At 38.7% G+C, this 17,900-nt stretch carries 13 protein-coding genes; 11 read left to right on the forward strand and 2 right to left on the reverse strand.

The annotated features are described in order from the left end of the window. Positions 1–139: 139 nt before the first annotated feature. The 4 genes from ACRD64_RS02390 to ACRD64_RS02405 all read left to right on the forward strand — a co-directional run bounded on the left by ACRD64_RS02390 (position 140) and on the right by ACRD64_RS02405 (position 4,540). Positions 140–1,129 carry a bile acid:sodium symporter family protein gene (locus ACRD64_RS02390; RefSeq protein ID WP_430931552.1) on the forward strand — a complete coding sequence of 330 codons (990 nt, stop codon included), beginning with the start codon at positions 140–142 and terminating at the stop codon, positions 1,127–1,129. 207 nt (positions 1,130–1,336) lie between these two features. Then, complete coding sequence (locus ACRD64_RS02395) at positions 1,337–2,002, forward strand: porin family protein (protein ID WP_430931554.1); 666 nt, start codon at positions 1,337–1,339, stop codon at positions 2,000–2,002. 44 nt (positions 2,003–2,046) lie between these two features. After that, positions 2,047–3,696: an NAD+ synthase gene (locus tag ACRD64_RS02400; RefSeq protein ID WP_430931556.1), complete on the forward strand. Its 1,650-nt coding sequence runs from the start codon at positions 2,047–2,049 to the stop codon at positions 3,694–3,696. Between the two features lie 133 nt (positions 3,697–3,829). Next, positions 3,830–4,540: a Crp/Fnr family transcriptional regulator gene (locus ACRD64_RS02405; RefSeq protein WP_430931558.1), complete on the forward strand. Its 711-nt coding sequence runs from the start codon at positions 3,830–3,832 to the stop codon at positions 4,538–4,540. A gap of 50 nt (positions 4,541–4,590) precedes the next feature. Here the strand turns inward: ACRD64_RS02405 and ACRD64_RS02410 are convergent, their stop codons facing one another. Both ACRD64_RS02410 and ACRD64_RS02415 read right to left on the reverse strand, forming a co-directional pair. After that, on the reverse strand, positions 4,591–7,056 hold the full coding sequence (locus ACRD64_RS02410; protein WP_430931560.1) for a bifunctional UDP-N-acetylmuramoyl-tripeptide:D-alanyl-D-alanine ligase/alanine racemase: 2,466 nt from the start codon (positions 7,054–7,056) through the stop codon (positions 4,591–4,593). 5 nt (positions 7,057–7,061) lie between these two features. Then, on the reverse strand, positions 7,062–7,640 hold the full coding sequence (locus ACRD64_RS02415) for a thymidine kinase (protein WP_430931561.1): 579 nt from the start codon (positions 7,638–7,640) through the stop codon (positions 7,062–7,064). A gap of 145 nt (positions 7,641–7,785) precedes the next feature. Here ACRD64_RS02415 and ACRD64_RS02420 point away from each other — a divergent pair, with 145 nt between their 5' ends. From ACRD64_RS02420 to gcvP, 7 genes are all read left to right on the forward strand, one after another. After that, positions 7,786–8,541, forward strand: coding sequence for a hypothetical protein (locus ACRD64_RS02420; protein ID WP_430931563.1), 756 nt, complete (start codon positions 7,786–7,788; stop codon positions 8,539–8,541). An 86-nt stretch (positions 8,542–8,627) separates the two neighbouring features. Next, positions 8,628–9,356 (forward strand): 16S rRNA (cytidine(1402)-2'-O)-methyltransferase, encoded by a 729-nt coding sequence (gene rsmI / locus ACRD64_RS02425; protein ID WP_430931564.1) that lies wholly within the window; start codon positions 8,628–8,630, stop codon positions 9,354–9,356. 45 nt (positions 9,357–9,401) lie between these two features. Further along, positions 9,402–10,274, forward strand: a complete 873-nt coding sequence (locus ACRD64_RS02430) for a hypothetical protein (RefSeq protein WP_430931565.1) — start codon at positions 9,402–9,404, stop codon at positions 10,272–10,274. A gap of 265 nt (positions 10,275–10,539) precedes the next feature. Then, on the forward strand, positions 10,540–11,238 hold the full coding sequence (locus tag ACRD64_RS02435) for a YjjG family noncanonical pyrimidine nucleotidase (RefSeq protein ID WP_430931566.1): 699 nt from the start codon (positions 10,540–10,542) through the stop codon (positions 11,236–11,238). 66 nt (positions 11,239–11,304) lie between these two features. Next, positions 11,305–11,943 (forward strand): MBL fold metallo-hydrolase, encoded by a 639-nt coding sequence (locus ACRD64_RS02440; protein WP_430931567.1) that lies wholly within the window; start codon positions 11,305–11,307, stop codon positions 11,941–11,943. Positions 11,944–12,213: 270 nt separating this feature from the next. After that, positions 12,214–14,574: a tetratricopeptide repeat-containing sensor histidine kinase gene (locus ACRD64_RS02445; protein WP_430931568.1), complete on the forward strand. Its 2,361-nt coding sequence runs from the start codon at positions 12,214–12,216 to the stop codon at positions 14,572–14,574. 317 nt (positions 14,575–14,891) lie between these two features. Further along, positions 14,892–17,768, forward strand: a complete 2,877-nt coding sequence (gene gcvP / locus ACRD64_RS02450; protein ID WP_430931569.1) for an aminomethyl-transferring glycine dehydrogenase — start codon at positions 14,892–14,894, stop codon at positions 17,766–17,768. The last annotated feature ends 132 nt before the right edge of the window (positions 17,769–17,900 follow it).

The raw sequence follows: 17,900 nt of genomic DNA on the forward strand, positions 1-17,900 counted from the left end.
ATTTCACTTAAAATTTAACGACACCAAACTTAAATATTTTAGCACAAAATACCTATCCTTATCATTTTGCAAATGGAATTAGGCTGATATCAAGTAAGTTTGTTAATACATTTAGTATTTTTGCGGCAAACAAAACAAAATGCTCAAAAAGATAGATGGATTTATTGTTGGCTTGCTGTGCATGATACTACTCGCTTATCTGTATCCTGGTATTGGAGATGAGAACAGCCCCATCCAACTCACAACCGCAACATCCGTTGGAATCTCGCTGATTTTCTTTTTTTACGGATTGAAACTGAGCCCCAGGAACATGGCAAAAGGACTGTCGAATTTCAGACTTCATATCTTGGTTCAGCTAACGACTTTTGCATTATTCCCCTTGTTAATGATCTGCTTACGCCCATTGGTAAAAACAGAAGAAATCCATTTACTTTGGTTGGCATTATTTTTTATGGCAGCACTCCCGTCTACCGTATCTTCATCGGTGGTCATGGTATCTATTGCCAAAGGAAATATACCGGGGGCGATATTTAACGCCAGTATTTCCGGCTTAATTGGTATTATTATTACACCCCTTTGGATGGGTTTATTTATGCACACGGCGGAAAGCGATTTCGACCTTGCGGGAATTGTGACCAGCTTAATACTGAAAATTTTATGCCCTGTAATTCTGGGACTATCACTAAATAAATATTTAGGCAACACTGCCCGAAAATACGGCAGGTATTTAACCTTGTTCGATAAAAGTATCATCCTTATGATTGTTTACAACAGCTTTGGCAAATCCTTTGTCGCCAATGTTTTCGATGACATTAAGTTATCACACCTAATTACAACGGTTGTAATAATCATATGCACGTTCACCCTTATTTATGGTATTGTATTTGTTATCACGCTAAGACTAAACTTCTCGAAAGAGGATCAGATTACGGCTTTGTTTTGTGGTTCCAAAAAGTCGCTGATTCATGGTTCGGTAATGGCAAACGTGCTATTTAAAAACATGGCTTCGCAAGGAATCTTCATTATCCCGATAATGGTATATCATTCGCTGCAATTGATTGCAATAAGTTTTATCGCCCGGCGTTTTGGCTTAAGAGCGGAGAATGTAACAAAGGAACCGGAGTATTAATCGATTACTACTAAAACATGCCATGGCTAAAAGCTAATCGCTATTAATTTATTAAGTTTGCAATATTTTTAACTAATCAAATAATCATTATACCATGAAACCGACACGTCCCCTGTCCGCCATAGGCAGGGAGCAAATAATCAGGTCATAAACAAGCACACGATTGAAATACGCACTGGTTATCATGGTTTAGCTAAAATTTAAGAGATGAAAAACACAACCTTACTGCTCATATTGATGTTACTTGTTGCATCTACGATTTTTGCGCAAACCAGGTCAGGCAGAGAATCTGATTACAGGTTTGCCTTTGTACTTAGTCCCCAAATCAGTTGGTTGAAATCGGACAATACTGCCGCCGATGGAAACGGGAATTTGATGGGGTACAATTTTGGCTTTGAAATGGATAAGTTCTTTGCCCAAAACTATGCTATCTCAACGGGATTAACAATTAACACAACAGGTGGCAAACTACGTTATAAAAATCCAATTGATTTTAATGTGGGAGGAGAAGAAGTTGCTTACGATGCCAATTCAACACTGGAATACAGGTTAAAATACCTTGAAGTACCACTTGCCTTAAAGTTACAGACCAGTGATTTTCAGCGTGCCAGTTACTATGGCGTTTTTGGCTTGTCAGGGATGGTCAACATTAAAACCAATGATGGATCTGGTAAAAACATTAATGATGAAGTAAAACTTTTTAACTTAGGCTACCGATTTGGAGGTGGCATGCAATATTCGGTGGGTGGTGACGCCTATTTGAAATTTGGATTGACATACAACCAAGGTCTTTCGGATATAACTGACAATGGCACCATTGACGATAAAACGATATTGAACCGCCTGGTGTTTAACTTTGGAGTCATATTTTAAAAACACTACCGCTTACCAAGAAATAATTCATAAGTTCCTAATAAATGAAGATAGCGCTTGCTCAATTGAACTACCATGTTGGAAATTTCGCATCCAACACCAAAAAAATTATTGAAGCCATCGAAAAAGCACAAAATGATGGATGTGATTTGATCGTATTCTCCGAACTAGCTGTCTGCGGATATCCCCCGCTCGACCTGCTGGAAAGGGAAGAATTTGTAGAACAGTGCTTGCAACAGGTTGACCTGATTGCCGAAAAATGCAAGCACATTATCGCTATTGTAGGCTGCCCCAGCATAAACCCGGAACCAAAAGGAAAGAAGTTATTTAACTCGGCATATGTACTTAGTGAGGGCAAGATAAAATCAGTTCATCATAAAACGCTACTGCCCAACTACGATGTGTTTGATGAGTACCGTTACTTCCAGCCTAATAGCGAGTTTAGTTTGATTGATGTAAAGGACAAAAAAATAGCATTAACGATTTGCGAGGATTTATGGGATGAGCAACCTGTGGCCAATTCTTTTGCAAAAAGCAAGTTGTACACCAAGTCACCAATGAAAGAGTTAAAACAGCTCAACCCCGATTTTGTGGTAAACATTGCAGCCTCTCCATTCTCCTACAATCAAGGGCAGATTCGTCAGCAAATTATTAGAAACAAGGCTGCAAAAAACGAAATACCGTTTGTTTATGTAAACCAGATTGGTGCGAATACCGAACTGGTTTTCGACGGTAGCTCTTTGGTGGTAAACAGCCAGGGTAAAATTGTAAATCAGCTTAATTCCTTTAGTGAAGATATTCAGTACTGCAAATTGGAAGACATTGAGCATGCCAATGTGATAGAACCGGTTCCAAAGGAAAAACTGGATATGATTCACGATGCGTTGGTATTGGGCGTTAGGGATTATTTTGAGAAAATGGGTTTCAAAAAAGCCACATTGGGGCTGTCCGGTGGTATCGACTCTGCCGTAACTGCAGTTATTGCCGCGCGTGCGCTTGGTCCGGAAAACGTGAGAGTGCTTCTTTTACCCTCGAAATATTCTTCGGATCACTCTATTAAGGACGCGGAAGATCTGGCCAACAATCTGGGTATCCGATACGACATTGTCCCTATTAAGGACATAGTGGGTAGTTTTGACAGCACAATGTCCTCCCTGTTCGAAGGTTTAAATCCTGATGTTACAGAAGAAAACATTCAAGCCAGAATACGAGGAACCTTGCTCATGGCACTGTCTAATAAATTTGGACATATCTTATTAAACACTTCCAATAAAAGTGAAGCCGCTGTTGGGTACGGTACTTTATACGGCGACATGAATGGCGGGCTTTCCGTTTTAGGTGATGTGTACAAGACCGATGTGTTTGCTTTGGCAAAATTCATTAACCGAAACGATGAAGTAATACCAGAAAACACCATTGTAAAACCACCATCTGCAGAGCTTCGTCCCGACCAAAAGGACAGCGACTCTCTACCTGACTATGATGTATTGGACCAGGTTTTATTCAATTACATCGAAAAAAATGAATCTCCTGCAAAAATTATTGCCGCAGGATTTGATGAAGCAGTGGTAAAAAAAGCGGTCAGAATGGTTAATATCAATGAGTACAAGCGCTTTCAAACAGCACCTATTATAAGGGTTTCATCCAAAGCCTTTGGATTAGGCAGGAGAATACCATTGGTATCCAGGTTCTAATTTCAACGTTGAAATAATACGGTTCAACCACCTTTATTAAATAAAAAAGTCCGCATTACCCTGTTTTACTTGTGAGTATGTGGGCTTTTTTCTATTTTTGGCTGAAATTTACATGTTGTACAACATATCCAATATGCCAAGAAGAGCCGAAAAAACTGAAATCAAAGAACCTACCATCAAAGACATTTCTCAGCTTTACGATGTACTTACGGAAGAAGAAAAAGAGAAAGTACTGCACAACCATAAGGCCATACATTACAAAAAAAATGAAGTGATTTATCAGGAAGGTGAAGTCCCTGATGGTTTGCTTTGCCTTGGATCGGGGAAAGTGAAAGTATACAAGCTTGGGTTTGGTGGCAGAGATCAGATTGTACGCATGGCAAATCCCACGAGTTTTATTGGTTATCGGGCTTTCTTTGCGGAAGGTCCTCATGTGGCTTCGGCAGTTGTTATTGAACCCTGCACTATATTTTATATTCCCAAGGCACTTGTTTTTGAGCTTTTGGAAAACAACCATAAATTTAGTTTAAATATAATCCGTTCCCTTGCGCAGGAACTTGGTTTCTCCAGGTATAGAACCGTAACACTTACCCAAAAACATATCCGCGGAAGATTAGCTGAGAGCTTATTGGTGTTAAAAGAGATTTACGGGTTTGACGAAGATGGCACTACCCTAAACGTGTACTTGTCGCGCGAAGACTTGGCCAATTTTTCCAATATGACCACATCCAATGCCATCCGCACCTTATCTACCTTCGTGAACGAAGAGGTAATTACCGTTGATGGCAGAATCATTAGAATATTGGATCCCGAAAAATTGGAGAAGATTTCTAAATTGGGCTAGTCCTTTGGAGTTAAGAGGCAAAATTGTTAATCTAATGAAAAAAGTTATTCTTACTCGTAATAGTAAACCCTTTTCACTCTTCTGCTAATGCTTGTAAACACTTCGTAAGGAATGGTATCCAGGGCTTGCGCAATATTTTCTACCGGGTTGTGTGGGCCAAAAACCTCTACCTCATCACCCTCTTTTGCCAAAAGTCCTGTTACGTCTATCATGCACATATCCATACAAACATTTCCAACAATGGCTGCCAATTGCCCTTTCACCATCATTTTACCCGCTCCATTACCTAACTTTCGGTTTAATCCATCAGCATAACCTACGGGAACTATGGCTATTTCAGCATCATACGCCAACACTCCTTTACGGTTGTAACCAATAGTTTCGTCCGCCTTCACGCTTTTAATTTGTGAAATATAAGATTTAAAACGGGTTACAGGCTTAAGATTTTCTTGTTCAATTGCACCTACCCCGTACATGCCAATTCCCAAACGAACCATATTAAACTGTGCCTGGGGAAACCTTAAAATACCTGCCGAGTTTAAAATATGCTTGATAAAAGAATATCCCAATTCTTTTTCCAATCGTGTTGTTAAATCAGAAAACCTATTTATCTGCTCCTGGGTAAATTCATCGAACTGAGCGTCATCGCTTCCCACTAAATGCGAGAAACAAGACTTTACACTAATTTCGTGAGTTTGTTTTAATACTTGTGTGAGTTGTTTTATTTCGCTGGACACAAATCCCAAACGGTTCATCCCTGTATCTAACTTTATATGAACGGGATAATTTGAAATCCCTTCCTTTGCCAATAAGTTTACAAACTGATTAAAAACCTTAAACCCATATAATTCCGGCTCAAGTTGATGCTCTAACATCATAGGAAAACTTTTTGCTTCAGGATTCATCACAACAATAGGTAACGAAATCCCGGATTTACGTAACTCAACGCCCTCATCCGCAAAAGCAACGCCCAGATAGTCTACCTTTTGATGCTGCAAAACATTGGCAATCTCAAAAGAACCACTACCATAACTAAATGCTTTAACCATGGCCAAGACCTTGGTTTTATCGTTTAGCTTAGAGCGATAATAATTTAAGTTATCCACCAATGCATTTAAGTTAATTTCCAAACTGGTCTGATGATGTCTCATCTCCAGTACGGAAGAGACCTTCTCGAATCCAAAATTTCTTGAACCCTTTATGAGAATAGCTTCGTTTTTAAAAGAATTGGGAACCAAACTTTGAAGCAATTCCTCTGTAGTGTCATAAAATATGCCATCCAAATCAAACATATGAGCATGTGATTTAAGAATATTTCCCACACCCACCAGTTTAGTAACACCTACTTGTTTTAGCAATTCATTAATTTGAAAACACAACTTTTTGTTCCCGATGCCACTTTGGTAAATATCCGAAAGGATCAAAGTACGCTTTTCTGTTTTATCCCGACTTTGCTGAACTAAAAACGCCAGTGACAAAACCAAAGAGGATAAATCGGAATTGTAGGAATCGTTTATCACTATGCAATTGTTAATGCCCTCTTTTAATTCCATTCGCATAGCCACGGGTACCAAATCCCTCAGTGATTTTGATATATATTCAAAATCGTAACCCAACACTAGAAGAACGGAAATGGCGGTTAAGGCATTTTCAAAAGAAACGTCATCAGAAAATGGAATAAAAACTTCATATTGCTGGGCATGATACTGTAATTGGATAGCGGTTTCTGTTCCTTTGGCTTTTTTTGATAAATACTGCAGGCTAGCCTCATCTCCACGCCCCCAAGTAAACAACTTTTTGTTTGCATATTCAGATTGAATTTCATTTTTAACAAAAGTAGAATCTGAACAAAATATGATGGTACTGCTATTTTTAAAAAGCTTAATTTTTTCCTTTAGTTTTTCGAGTTGAGAGGTAAAGTTCTCCTGATGTGCAGTGCCAATATTGGTCAGTACGCCAATCGATGGCGAAATAATCGGGGCTATTTTTTCCATTTCGCCTCTCTGGGATATCCCAGCCTCAAAAACACCCAGTTCGGTTTTCGCATCCATTTGCCATACCGAAAGAGGCACACCAATTTGGCTGTTGTAACTTTTGGGAGAACGAACTATTAATTTTGAATTGCCTATCAATTGTGATATCCATTCTTTCACAACCGTTTTGCCGTTGCTTCCTGTAATTCCAACAACCGGGCAAGAATATGCGTTTCTTTTTTTGGCCACCAACTGTTGAAATGCCAACAAGGTATTTTCAACCACCAAAAAATTAGCCCCATCCAGTCCTGTAGCATAATCAAAATCACGCTCCACCATAAAACAGCGAACTCCTTGCTGATAAAGGGAGGGAATATAATCATGTCCGTTATGGTTTTGACCGGAAATAGCTACGAACATCGCTTTTTCAGGAATACCCACTGTGCGGCTATCGGTAATTAGGTTCGAAAAAACCATGTCATTATTGACAATAGACTTACATGGTATCCACTGGCTTACTTCACTAAAGAGATATTCCTGCATTCTTATTATTTTTTATTGACTTTACAATAGCAGGTGCGACATAAAGGCTCATACTCAACTCTTTCGCCCAACATTACTAATTTTTCCTCGTCAGACAAACGGTGAGAAAATTGTGCCAAATCGCCACACTTCATACAAATGGCATGTACCTTAGTCACGTATTCGGCACAAGCCATTAACTGAGGCATAGGTCCAAAAGGTTTACCTTTAAAATCCATGTCCAGCCCGGCCACGATAACCCGAATGCCTTGATCGGCCAGTTGCGAACAAACATGTGTTAATCCTTGGTCGAAGAATTGTGCCTCATCAATCCCAACCACATCAACATTTCCGGTTAACAACAAAATATTTCCAGATGTTTCCACAGGTGTCGACAGAATTGAGTTTTCATCATGTGAAACAACTTCTTCATCACTATAACGCACATCTAAATGGGGCTTAAATATTTCGACCTGTTGCCTGGCTATTTTCGCCCTTCGCAACCGCCGAAGCAATTCCTCTGTTTTACCCGAAAACATAGAGCCTGCAATCACTTCTATCCAACCGTGCTTTCCTTCTTTGTTTATTTTGTTCTCTAAAAACATTTTATCATAAAAAAATAAAAAAGCATCAAGATGGCAAGCTATTCTGTTTTTGGTATTTTTCTTGCTACTTTTATATTGGTATTTAATACTGGATATTATCACTAACTTTGCAAAATAAGAAAAAAGAGCTTGAATTGATATTATTATGGACAAAGAAACACTACTCAATATTATTATTAAAGATATTTCCGAAATAGAAACCCTTGTCAAATCATTTCATGGTCAACAAGATATCCCTGGTGCATTTCTGGATTTAACGGAAAGTAAGCTCGCAAATATTACCGAAGAATTTAAATTACTTAAACATATAAATGGGGCAGAAGCAACTACTGCACCAGTTAAAACTTTGACTGTTGCGGCAACACCTGTAGAAGAAACACCCCAAGTTGTTGAACCTGAACAAAAGGAAGAGCCTGCAAAGGAAATTATAAATCCAGAGCCGATTACTAAAAAGACTGTTGCTGAAGAGAAGCAGGCCATTGAAATACCCCAGGACGTTTCAAAGGAGGATAAACCAGAGATAATCGAACAGGCTGATTCAAAATTTGAAAATATAGAAGCCAAACCGGGTGATAATCCAAAAACCATTGGCGAATCATTGGTTTCCGAAAAAAAATCGGTAAACGAGTTAATTGCCAATACTCAGGTCTCTACTATTCAAAAGCCCCTCAAGGGCAAACCCATCCAGGATCTAACCAAAGGTTTAGGAATTAACGACCGTTTTATGTTTCAAAGGGAATTGTTTGGTGGTAAAATTGAAGTATTAAACCAAACGCTACAACAACTTAACGATATGCCAGATTTTATAACGGCCCAATCATTTATTCAATCGAATTTTAACTGGGACGAAGAACAAGAAGTCACTAAGGCGTTTTTTAGTTACATTGAACGAAAGTTTTAATCAGTCAACAGTCGACAGTCAACAGTCAGCCGTACATGCTGATAATTTGTTTTCTGAATACTGTTAACTGCTCACTGAAAATAATAATGGGCAAATTATATATAGTACCAACCCCGATCGGGAATCTCGAAGATATTACGCTGCGAGCGCTGACTGTTTTAAAGGAAGCAGATTTTATTTTGGCCGAAGACACACGTAAGACAGGTTTTTTGCTGAAACACTTTCAAATTGGGTCGAAAATGTATTCCCATCACAAATTCAACGAGCACAAAACATCAGATATGATTGTGCAAAGAATTTTAGGTGGAGAAAACGGGGCGTTGGTTTCGGATGCGGGCACGCCTGCCATCTCCGACCCTGGTTTTTTATTGGTAAAACATGCTGTTGATCAGGGGGTGAATGTAGAGTGTTTACCCGGAGCTACAGCTTTTGTTCCGGCGTTGGTTAATTCTGGCCTGCCCAACGACAGATTCTGTTTTGAAGGATTCTTACCACAAAAGAAAGGCCGGCAAAAGAGGCTGCGATCACTTACGGAAGAAACAAGAACCATGATATTCTACGAGTCTCCCTTTAGGCTGGTTAAAACCCTGGAACAATTTATTGATGTGTTTGGCGAAGGAAGGAAAGTTTCCGTTAGCAGAGAGCTAACAAAGCTACATGAAGAAAACAAACGAGGCACCTTAAGCGAAGTAACCCAACACTTTGCCGCCAAAACCGTAAAAGGCGAAATTGTAATTGTTCTGGAAGGCAAAGAGGACAAGCCTGCCGGAAAAAAGGAAAATAAATACGCCAAAGTCAACGTTAATGAAAAATAAATCTTAATTTAATTTAGATTTTAAATCAATCATAAACAACACATCATGAGAAAAACACTTATTGTACCATTATTGGCCATAGCAATTATTGCTTGCAACACATCCAAGCAAAAAGCGTTGGAGCAGCAAAACGATTCGCTGGTTTCCGTTGCCATTGAACAGCAACAGATCACGAACGACCTGGTAAACACTTTAGTGACCATCGATCAGAACCTTCAAGAAATCAAGGAAAAAGAGAAACTCATTGATGTAAACATGGGAACACCCGAGGGAAATTCAAGGGACATCCAAAGGAGGATCAATCAGGACATTCAGGATATTTACAAACTGATGTTAGCCAACAAGGAAAAAATCGCCGAGCTTGAACAAAACTTGCAATCCTCAGGTTTGGAAAACAAGAACATGAGTAATCTGATAGGCCGCCTTAACCGACAGCTTAAAGACAAGAGTATTGAAATAATAGCGTTGAAAGAACAATTGAACACCAAGGATATTGAAATTGCTTCGCTTAATTTCACTGTGGAAGGAATGACCGAGGTGATCGATTCAATCAGAACGGTTAAACAAAACACACAAGAAGTTCTCGACTCTACAACAATTGAATTATATGCGGCTTACTATGCCTTTGGCACTAAAAAAGAATTAAAGGAACACAATGTTATTTCAAGTGAAGGTCTTCCGTTATTTGGAAAACAAAAGGTGTTAAGTGAAGATTTCAACGAGGACTATTTCACAAAAGTGGATATCCGGGAAGTAGAAAACATTCCACTGTTCCGCCCCAAAGTTAAAATGTTAACCAGCCACCCGGAAGGATCATATGAACTGGTTAATGGCGAAGAAGATACCAAGACAGTTAAAATATTAGATAAGGAAGCATTCTGGAGCATCTCAAAATTTATGGTGGTCCAAGTAAATTAGATAAGGACTACACAAAGAGATTTTTAGATTACCTGTCCCCCTGGATTGCGGGAAGAGATCAGATACATAAACTCCGCGATTCGCGGAGTTTATGTATTTATGGATTTATCCCAAAACTGTCATTCTAGTTCATTATAATAACCATTCGAGAAGAATATCCTGACATTGCCATAAAACTAAAAATCTGCGTCAATCTGTATAATCTGTGGACAATCAAAAAAAGTTATTTATAATAACTTTATCTTTGCTTCCAAATTTATGCATTATGCAAAAATACAAACACCTTTTTTTCGACCTGGATCATACCTTGTGGGATTTTGAGACGAACTCTGTTCAAACGCTGGAGGAGCTGTATGAAAAATACAAATTAAGCGATTCTTTTAGGAGTTTTGGAGCGTTCTATGAACGTTACGAACAACATAACGAACAACTTTGGACGCAATACAGGAAAGGAAAAATTACAAAAAACCATTTGAATTTTGACAGGTTTTACACGCCATTTTCAGAAGTAGGAATAACCAACGAATCTATCGCACAGCGTTTTGCCCAAGATTACATTACCGTTAGCCCCACCAAAACAGCCTTAATGCCAAATACAAAAGAAGTTTTGGAGCAACTTAAACAAAGATACACCTTGCACGTTATTACCAATGGCTTTAAGGAAGTGCAATTTGTAAAACTAAAGAACAGTAATTTACAGCATTATTTTTCTAAGATATTTATATCTGAAACTATTGGAGCTTCAAAACCTAAAACCGCATTTTTTGAGTATGCCGTAAAAAGTGCCAATGCCAGAAAGAAAGAATGCTTGATTATTGGCGATAATCTGGACACAGATATCGACGGTGCTATTAATTTTGGATTGGATTATGTATTTTTCAACCCTAACAAAAACAAACACGACCGACAACTGATGAACGAGATTTCTGACTTAAAACAAATCATACAAATAGTCAATGGATGATTAGTCATTAGTAATTTAAACGTAATGACTATTAACTAATGTTCCGTGACTTATTAACTAATAATTATGCTAAAAATTCACCCGCTAACTTACAATCCCTGGCAAGAAAACACATACATAATCGCTGCCGAAAATGGAGATTGCATTATTGTTGACCCCGGCTGCTTAACAGATGAAGAACAGCAACATCTGGTTTCGTATTTAGAGGATAACCATCTTAAACCGGTAAGATTATTGAATACGCATTTGCACCTGGACCATGTGTTTGGAAACCGTTTTGTTTGCGAACACTTCAAGCTGGGGGCCGAGGCACATCAGGGAGATGAGTTCTGGATTGAACAGACAGTGCCTTATGCGACTCAAATGGGATTTGCAATAAAAGAAAACCCGCCAGCACTCAAAGGATACCTACAACATGCGCAGGTGATTGAATTCGGTGGCTCAACCATTAAAATGTTACATATTCCCGGGCACTCTCCCGGTGGAGTGGCCCTTTATATGGAAAACGAAAACACAGTTATTGCAGGCGATGTTTTGTTTAGAGAAAGTATTGGCAGAGCTGACTTGCCTGGTGGCGATTTTGATACCCTTATTTCGGGAATTAAAACACACCTTTTAACTTTACCGGACGAAACCGTAGTATACCCGGGCCATGGTCCTTCGACCACCATTGGACACGAAAAAAAGCACAATCAGTTTTTGTAAAAGAAATAAAAAGGGAGATGCCTTGGTTCATTCAAGTGCATTTCTCTTCAAGCTTTAATTGCACCCTATCCCTTCTCCTTCCATGTTTATCTTCTCTCCAACTCATCCATTTTTAAACTGAATAACCATCATTAATATTTAATTACAAAAATCTTTTAAAAAATAAAAGATATGTTTTAGTAAATTATTTTATTTTTACATGAAAACCTATTGAGATTTAGACACCACACACATCCCCATAATAACAAATGAACAATGAATTAACCCAATATGAGATACAACCTTTACCTTTCGTATGTTCTGTTATTCACAATAAGTATATTTGGCATTGATGCCCAAACTGTTAAAACCGACAGCCTTAAAAACCTTCTACAGATCCGCTCAAAAAAAGATAGCACCAGGGTTAATTTATTAAATGAAACTGCCAATGCATTTCAAAACATTAACCCCGAGACATCAAAAAAATATATAACAGAGGCATATAATATTTCGATTGCCTTAAATTATTCCAAAGGTAAAGCAGAAGCCTTTTACCAAATGGCAAATTATTACAACACAATATCCGATTTTGAAAAGGTGCTGGAATATGCCCAAAAAAGCCAGACTATTTTTGAAGATATTTCTGATAAAAAAGGAATGGCGAAGAACATGCTGGCTATTGGAGACATCTATTATTTCCAAGGTGATGTTGTAAAAGCGTTGGACTTTAAGAAAAAAGCGTTGGATATCAACATTGAATTAAAGGATAGTTTAGCAATTTGCCATAGTTACGCCAACATAGGCACAGACTATTGTGACATTGGCAACTTTGCTTTAGCATTAGACTATGAAAAGAAAGCACTTGATATTGCGTACAACTTAACCAACAAAAAATCCATTTCCTATGCGCTCAACAATTTAGGGGTTGTTTATAATGTGCAAGGAAATTTTCCAAAGGCATTGGAGTGCTATCAAAAAAGTTTTTGGATAGATGAGAAGCAGAAAAATTACAAAGATGCGGCAGTATCTGCTTCCAATATTGCTTTTATTTTAAATATACAAGGCGAATTCTCCAAAGCCATAGAATATTGCCAAAAAGGATTAGACTACTCTGAACAAATTGGCTTTAAGACAGGTCTGACATATAATTATGAGTATTTGGGACTAATTTACAAAAACAAAGGTGATTATGAAAAGGCATGGGAAAACCATCAAAAAGCACTGACTTTACAAAAGGAAATTGGGAATAAAACCGGTTTGGCCAACGCATATAAAGATCTCGCTGAAATATACTATCTGCAAAAAATGTATTCAGAGGCCATTTCGTATTATAATCAATCATTAAACATTGGCAAAGCTATTGCTAATATGCAAATTGAAATGAAATGTTATGTAGGTCTTTCTGTCCTTTATGCAAATCAAAAGAAATACCTTTTAGCCCAAAAATACGGTAATAAAGCCTTTTCTATGGCCAATGATATTGGCAATATTGATTTAATAAAACAAAGTGCCGAAATATTAGCTCAAAGTAAAGCTGCTTTAGGTGAATATAAAGAGGCCTACAAGTTTTTTGTTTTATTTAAAAATATGAGCGACAGCTTGTATAACGAAGAAAATATAAAATCCATGGCAAATCTGGAATATCAGTACAAATACCAAAAAGAAAGAGAAGCCATGGAGTTTGAACAACAGAAAAAAGATGCCATACACACTGAACAAGAAAAACAACAGAAAATCATCAGAGATTCTTTAATTGGCGGTATTATTCTAGCAATTGTTTTAGCTTTGGCAGTCCTTCATAACCTATTGCAAAAACGAAAAGCGAATCTTATTCTGGCTAAACAAAAAAAACGAATAGAAGAAGTAAACAAAAAGCTTACTATCCAAAAAGAAGAAATACAAGCTGTAGCCCAGGAACTAGAAAAAGCAAACAAAACAAAGGACAAATTTTTCTCAATAATTGCGCATGACTTAAAAAGTCCGTTTGGAGGCATATTAGGTTTTACCGAACTCTTACTGGAAAATCATACTATGTATAAAGATGAAGAAAGGGAAACATATATTCAGTACATTAACGACTGCTCATTAAAAACCTACAAACTACTTGAAAACCTACTAACCTGGGCACAATCTCAAACAGGAATCATTAAATTCTCACCTGAAAAAATAAATATTAAAACATTAATTAATGAAATAATTACCTTATTAAAAGAAACTGCGGAAAACAAGGAAATAAAGTTGGGGTTGAAATCCGAAAAAGAAATATTGGTAATTGCCGATAAAAACATGATATATACGATAATTCTGAATTTAGTGTCCAATGCCATTAAATTTACACCTAAAGGCGGTGACATTATAATAAAATCTCACGTCATAACAAATAAAAACAAACAACAGCTTGCGCAAATATCTGTCGAAGATACAGGAATTGGAATCTCACCAAAAATCCAACCCCAGCTATTTGACATCAACGAAAACACATCAACTAAAGGCACCGAAAATGAAACCGGCACTGGCTTAGGCCTAATCTTATGTAAAGAATTCATTGAGAAACATAACGGAAATATTTGGGCTGAAAGCAAAACTGATATAGGAAGCAAATTCCTATTTACTATACCTTTATCAAAAAAATATTACAACGTTCAAAAATAACTTTGTACTTATATCAGAACTGCCTGCTACAATTGCACATTGTGTCTTAACCCACATATTATGCCATAAAAAACACTGCTTGTGCCGTTTTCAAATGAGATTAGAAAAAGTTGACCTGTAAGTGCCAAAATACAATTATACTAAATCAGCTGGAGAATTGGAAAAGGCCAACAGGGGGCGCTGACAAAAATCATCATTAAAAGCCATAAACATCATTTTTATAATTTTCTTTAAATCTTACCTTTAACACCATCATTTTAACAGGAAAGCCTGGCGGCATTACTTTGCTTCCATAGGCAATAAACTATAAAACGAATATGGCTACTGATAAATTTGTTGCAAGGCATATTGGACCTCGTGACCATGAGATTGACGAAATGCTAAAAACCATTGGTGCAGATTCAATGGAAGCATTAATTGACGAGACTGTTCCTTCAAACATTAGATTAAAGGAACCCTTGCGATTGGCGCAGGGAATAACGGAACGTCAGTATTTTAGAAAAATATTGGACATTGCCGGTAAAAATAAGGTTTACAACACCTATATTGGGATGGGTTATTACGATACCATAACACCTGCCGTTATCCATCGTAATGTTTTGGAAAACCCCGTGTGGTATACATCATACACACCTTATCAGGCCGAAATTTCCCAGGGTCGCCTGGAGGCTTTATTAAACTTTCAAACGGTAGTTATTGATCTTACCGGAATGGAGATCGCGAACGCATCCCTATTGGATGAAGCCACAGCAGCGGCAGAAGCCATGGTGATGATGTTTAACTCTCGCCCAAGAGCTATGGCCAAGGCCGGTGCAAATATTATTTTTGTGGACGAAAAAGTATGGCCCCAAACCCGCGCCGTTTTGGAAACAAGAGCTAACCCATTGGGTATTGAATTACAATTTGGCGACTGGAGAAGCTATGAACCAACAGATAAACACTTTGGCGTAATTGTTCAGTACCCTAACTCTGATGGTAACATTGAAGATTATAAGGCACTTGTTGAAAAAGCCCATGAAAGCGAATGTAAAATAGCCGTGGGGGCCGATTTATTGAGCCTTGCTTTGTTAACTCCTCCGGGGGAATGGGGAGCCGATATCGTATTTGGATCTACCCAGCGTTTTGGGGTACCTATGGGCTATGGTGGTCCTCATGCCGCTTTTTTTGCTGCAAGGGAATCGGCCAAGCGCTTCTTGCCAGGCAGAATTATCGGAATTACCAAAGATAAAAACGGCAACCGTGCCTTAAGGATGGCTCTACAGACACGCGAACAGCATATTAAGCGCGAAAGGGCTACTTCTAATATCTGTACTGCACAGGCACTACTTGCTACTATGGCCGGTTTCTATGCCGTGTACCATGGTGCAGAGGGTATTAAAAGAATTGCCGGACAAATTCATAATATAGCATCCTTATTAACAGAAGAAATTGAAAAATTAGGCTACAAACAGCTTAACCAAAACTATTTTGATACCATCAGGTTCTCGATGGCTCAACATGCTTCGGTTGATTTAATTGAGAAGTATTCTCTGGAATTGGAAATGAACTTCCGTTATTTCGAGAACGGCGATGTTGGTTTAAGCATTGACGAAACAACCAATCTGGAAGATGTCAACTGGATATTGGAGGTGTTTGCCCGTGCTGCCTGTATCGAGGAACCTGAAATTAGAGAAATACCAGATGCCTGTACCATCAATAATGAATATTTAAGAAGCAGTGATTATCTGCAACAAGAAATATTTAAGCACTATCGCTCCGAAACAGAAATGGTCAGATATATCAAAAAGCTGGAACGCAAGGATATTTCTTTGACACACTCGATGATCTCGTTAGGTTCGTGTACCATGAAACTGAATGCCGCTACCGAAATGCTTCCGCTGAGCTGGATTGAGTTTGGGGGCATCCACCCCTTTGTTCCCGGAGACCAGGCAGCAGGTTATCACCTTCTTTTTGCCGAATTAAAAAGAGATTTGGCCGAGATAACGGGATTTGCTGACGTTAGCCTTCAGCCAAACTCCGGAGCAGCAGGCGAATATGCAGGCTTAATGGTCATTAGGGCTTATCACCAAAGCAAAGGCCAAGATCAAAGAAACGTGGTCATCATCCCATCGTCGGCTCACGGAACCAACCCGGCGAGTGCCGTAATGGCCGGAATGAAAGTAGTAGTGGTTAAATGTGATGAAAGAGGAAACATTGATGTAGCCGACTTAAAAGAAAAAGCAGAAAAACACAAGGATACATTATCATCCTTAATGATCACCTACCCTTCCACTCACGGCGTATTTGAGGCTTCTGTAGTTGAAATTTGTGAGATTATCCACAAGAATGGTGGACAAGTTTATATGGACGGTGCCAACATGAACGCCCAGGTTGGGCTGACCAATCCGGGCTTGATAGGAGCCGACGTTTGCCACTTGAACCTTCATAAAACCTTTGCCATCCCACACGGTGGCGGTGGACCTGGGGTTGGCCCCATTGGCGTAGCCAAACATTTGGTGGAGTTTTTACCCACACACCCTGTTGTTCAGACCGGACGCAAAGGTATTTCAGCTGTAGCTGCTGCCCCATGGGGAAGTGCCAGCGTATTACCCATTACCTATGGTTATATAAAAATGCTGGGAAGTGATGGCTTAACCAAGTCAACAGAGATGGCTATTCTTAATGCAAATTATTTGGCACATCATTTAAAAGATGGCTACGGTATACTTTACACCGGAGAAAAAGGAAGGGTAGCACACGAAATGATACTTGAATGCCGCCACTTTAAAAACAGTGCTGGGATCACAGAACTTGATATTGCCAAACGACTGATGGACTATGGCTTCCATGCGCCAACATTATCATTCCCTGTACATGGAACTTTAATGATAGAACCTACGGAAAGTGAATCTTTACAAGAATTGGATAGATTTATTGAAGCACTGCAAGGAATTTACAATGAAATTAAAGAAGTAGAGTCCGGTGCTGTGGACAGGGAAGATAACGTTCTTAAAAATGCTCCTCACCCCGATTACAAGGTGGTATCCGACGAGTGGACACACCCATATGGACGTGAAAAAGCGGCATTCCCACTGGAATGGATTCGTGAGAATAAATTTTGGCTGACCGTAGCCAGGGTTGACGATGCCTTTGGCGACAGAAACCTGATTTGTGCTTGTGGTACTCCCGAGGAATACGAGTTAATTGGAAAGTAATATCATCTTGACCCTTCGCCTTGGGTAAGAATTTTACACAGGGCGAAAATTAATGCTCGATAATTCTTTAATTATATGGAGCAATTCTGCCGATAACCTACCCGATTTTTTCGAGGTAGTAGGTTTAACGAT

Source organism: Saccharicrinis sp. 156 (assembly GCF_050589685.1).
In the GTDB taxonomy this organism is placed as follows: domain Bacteria; phylum Bacteroidota; class Bacteroidia; order Bacteroidales; family Marinilabiliaceae; genus Saccharicrinis.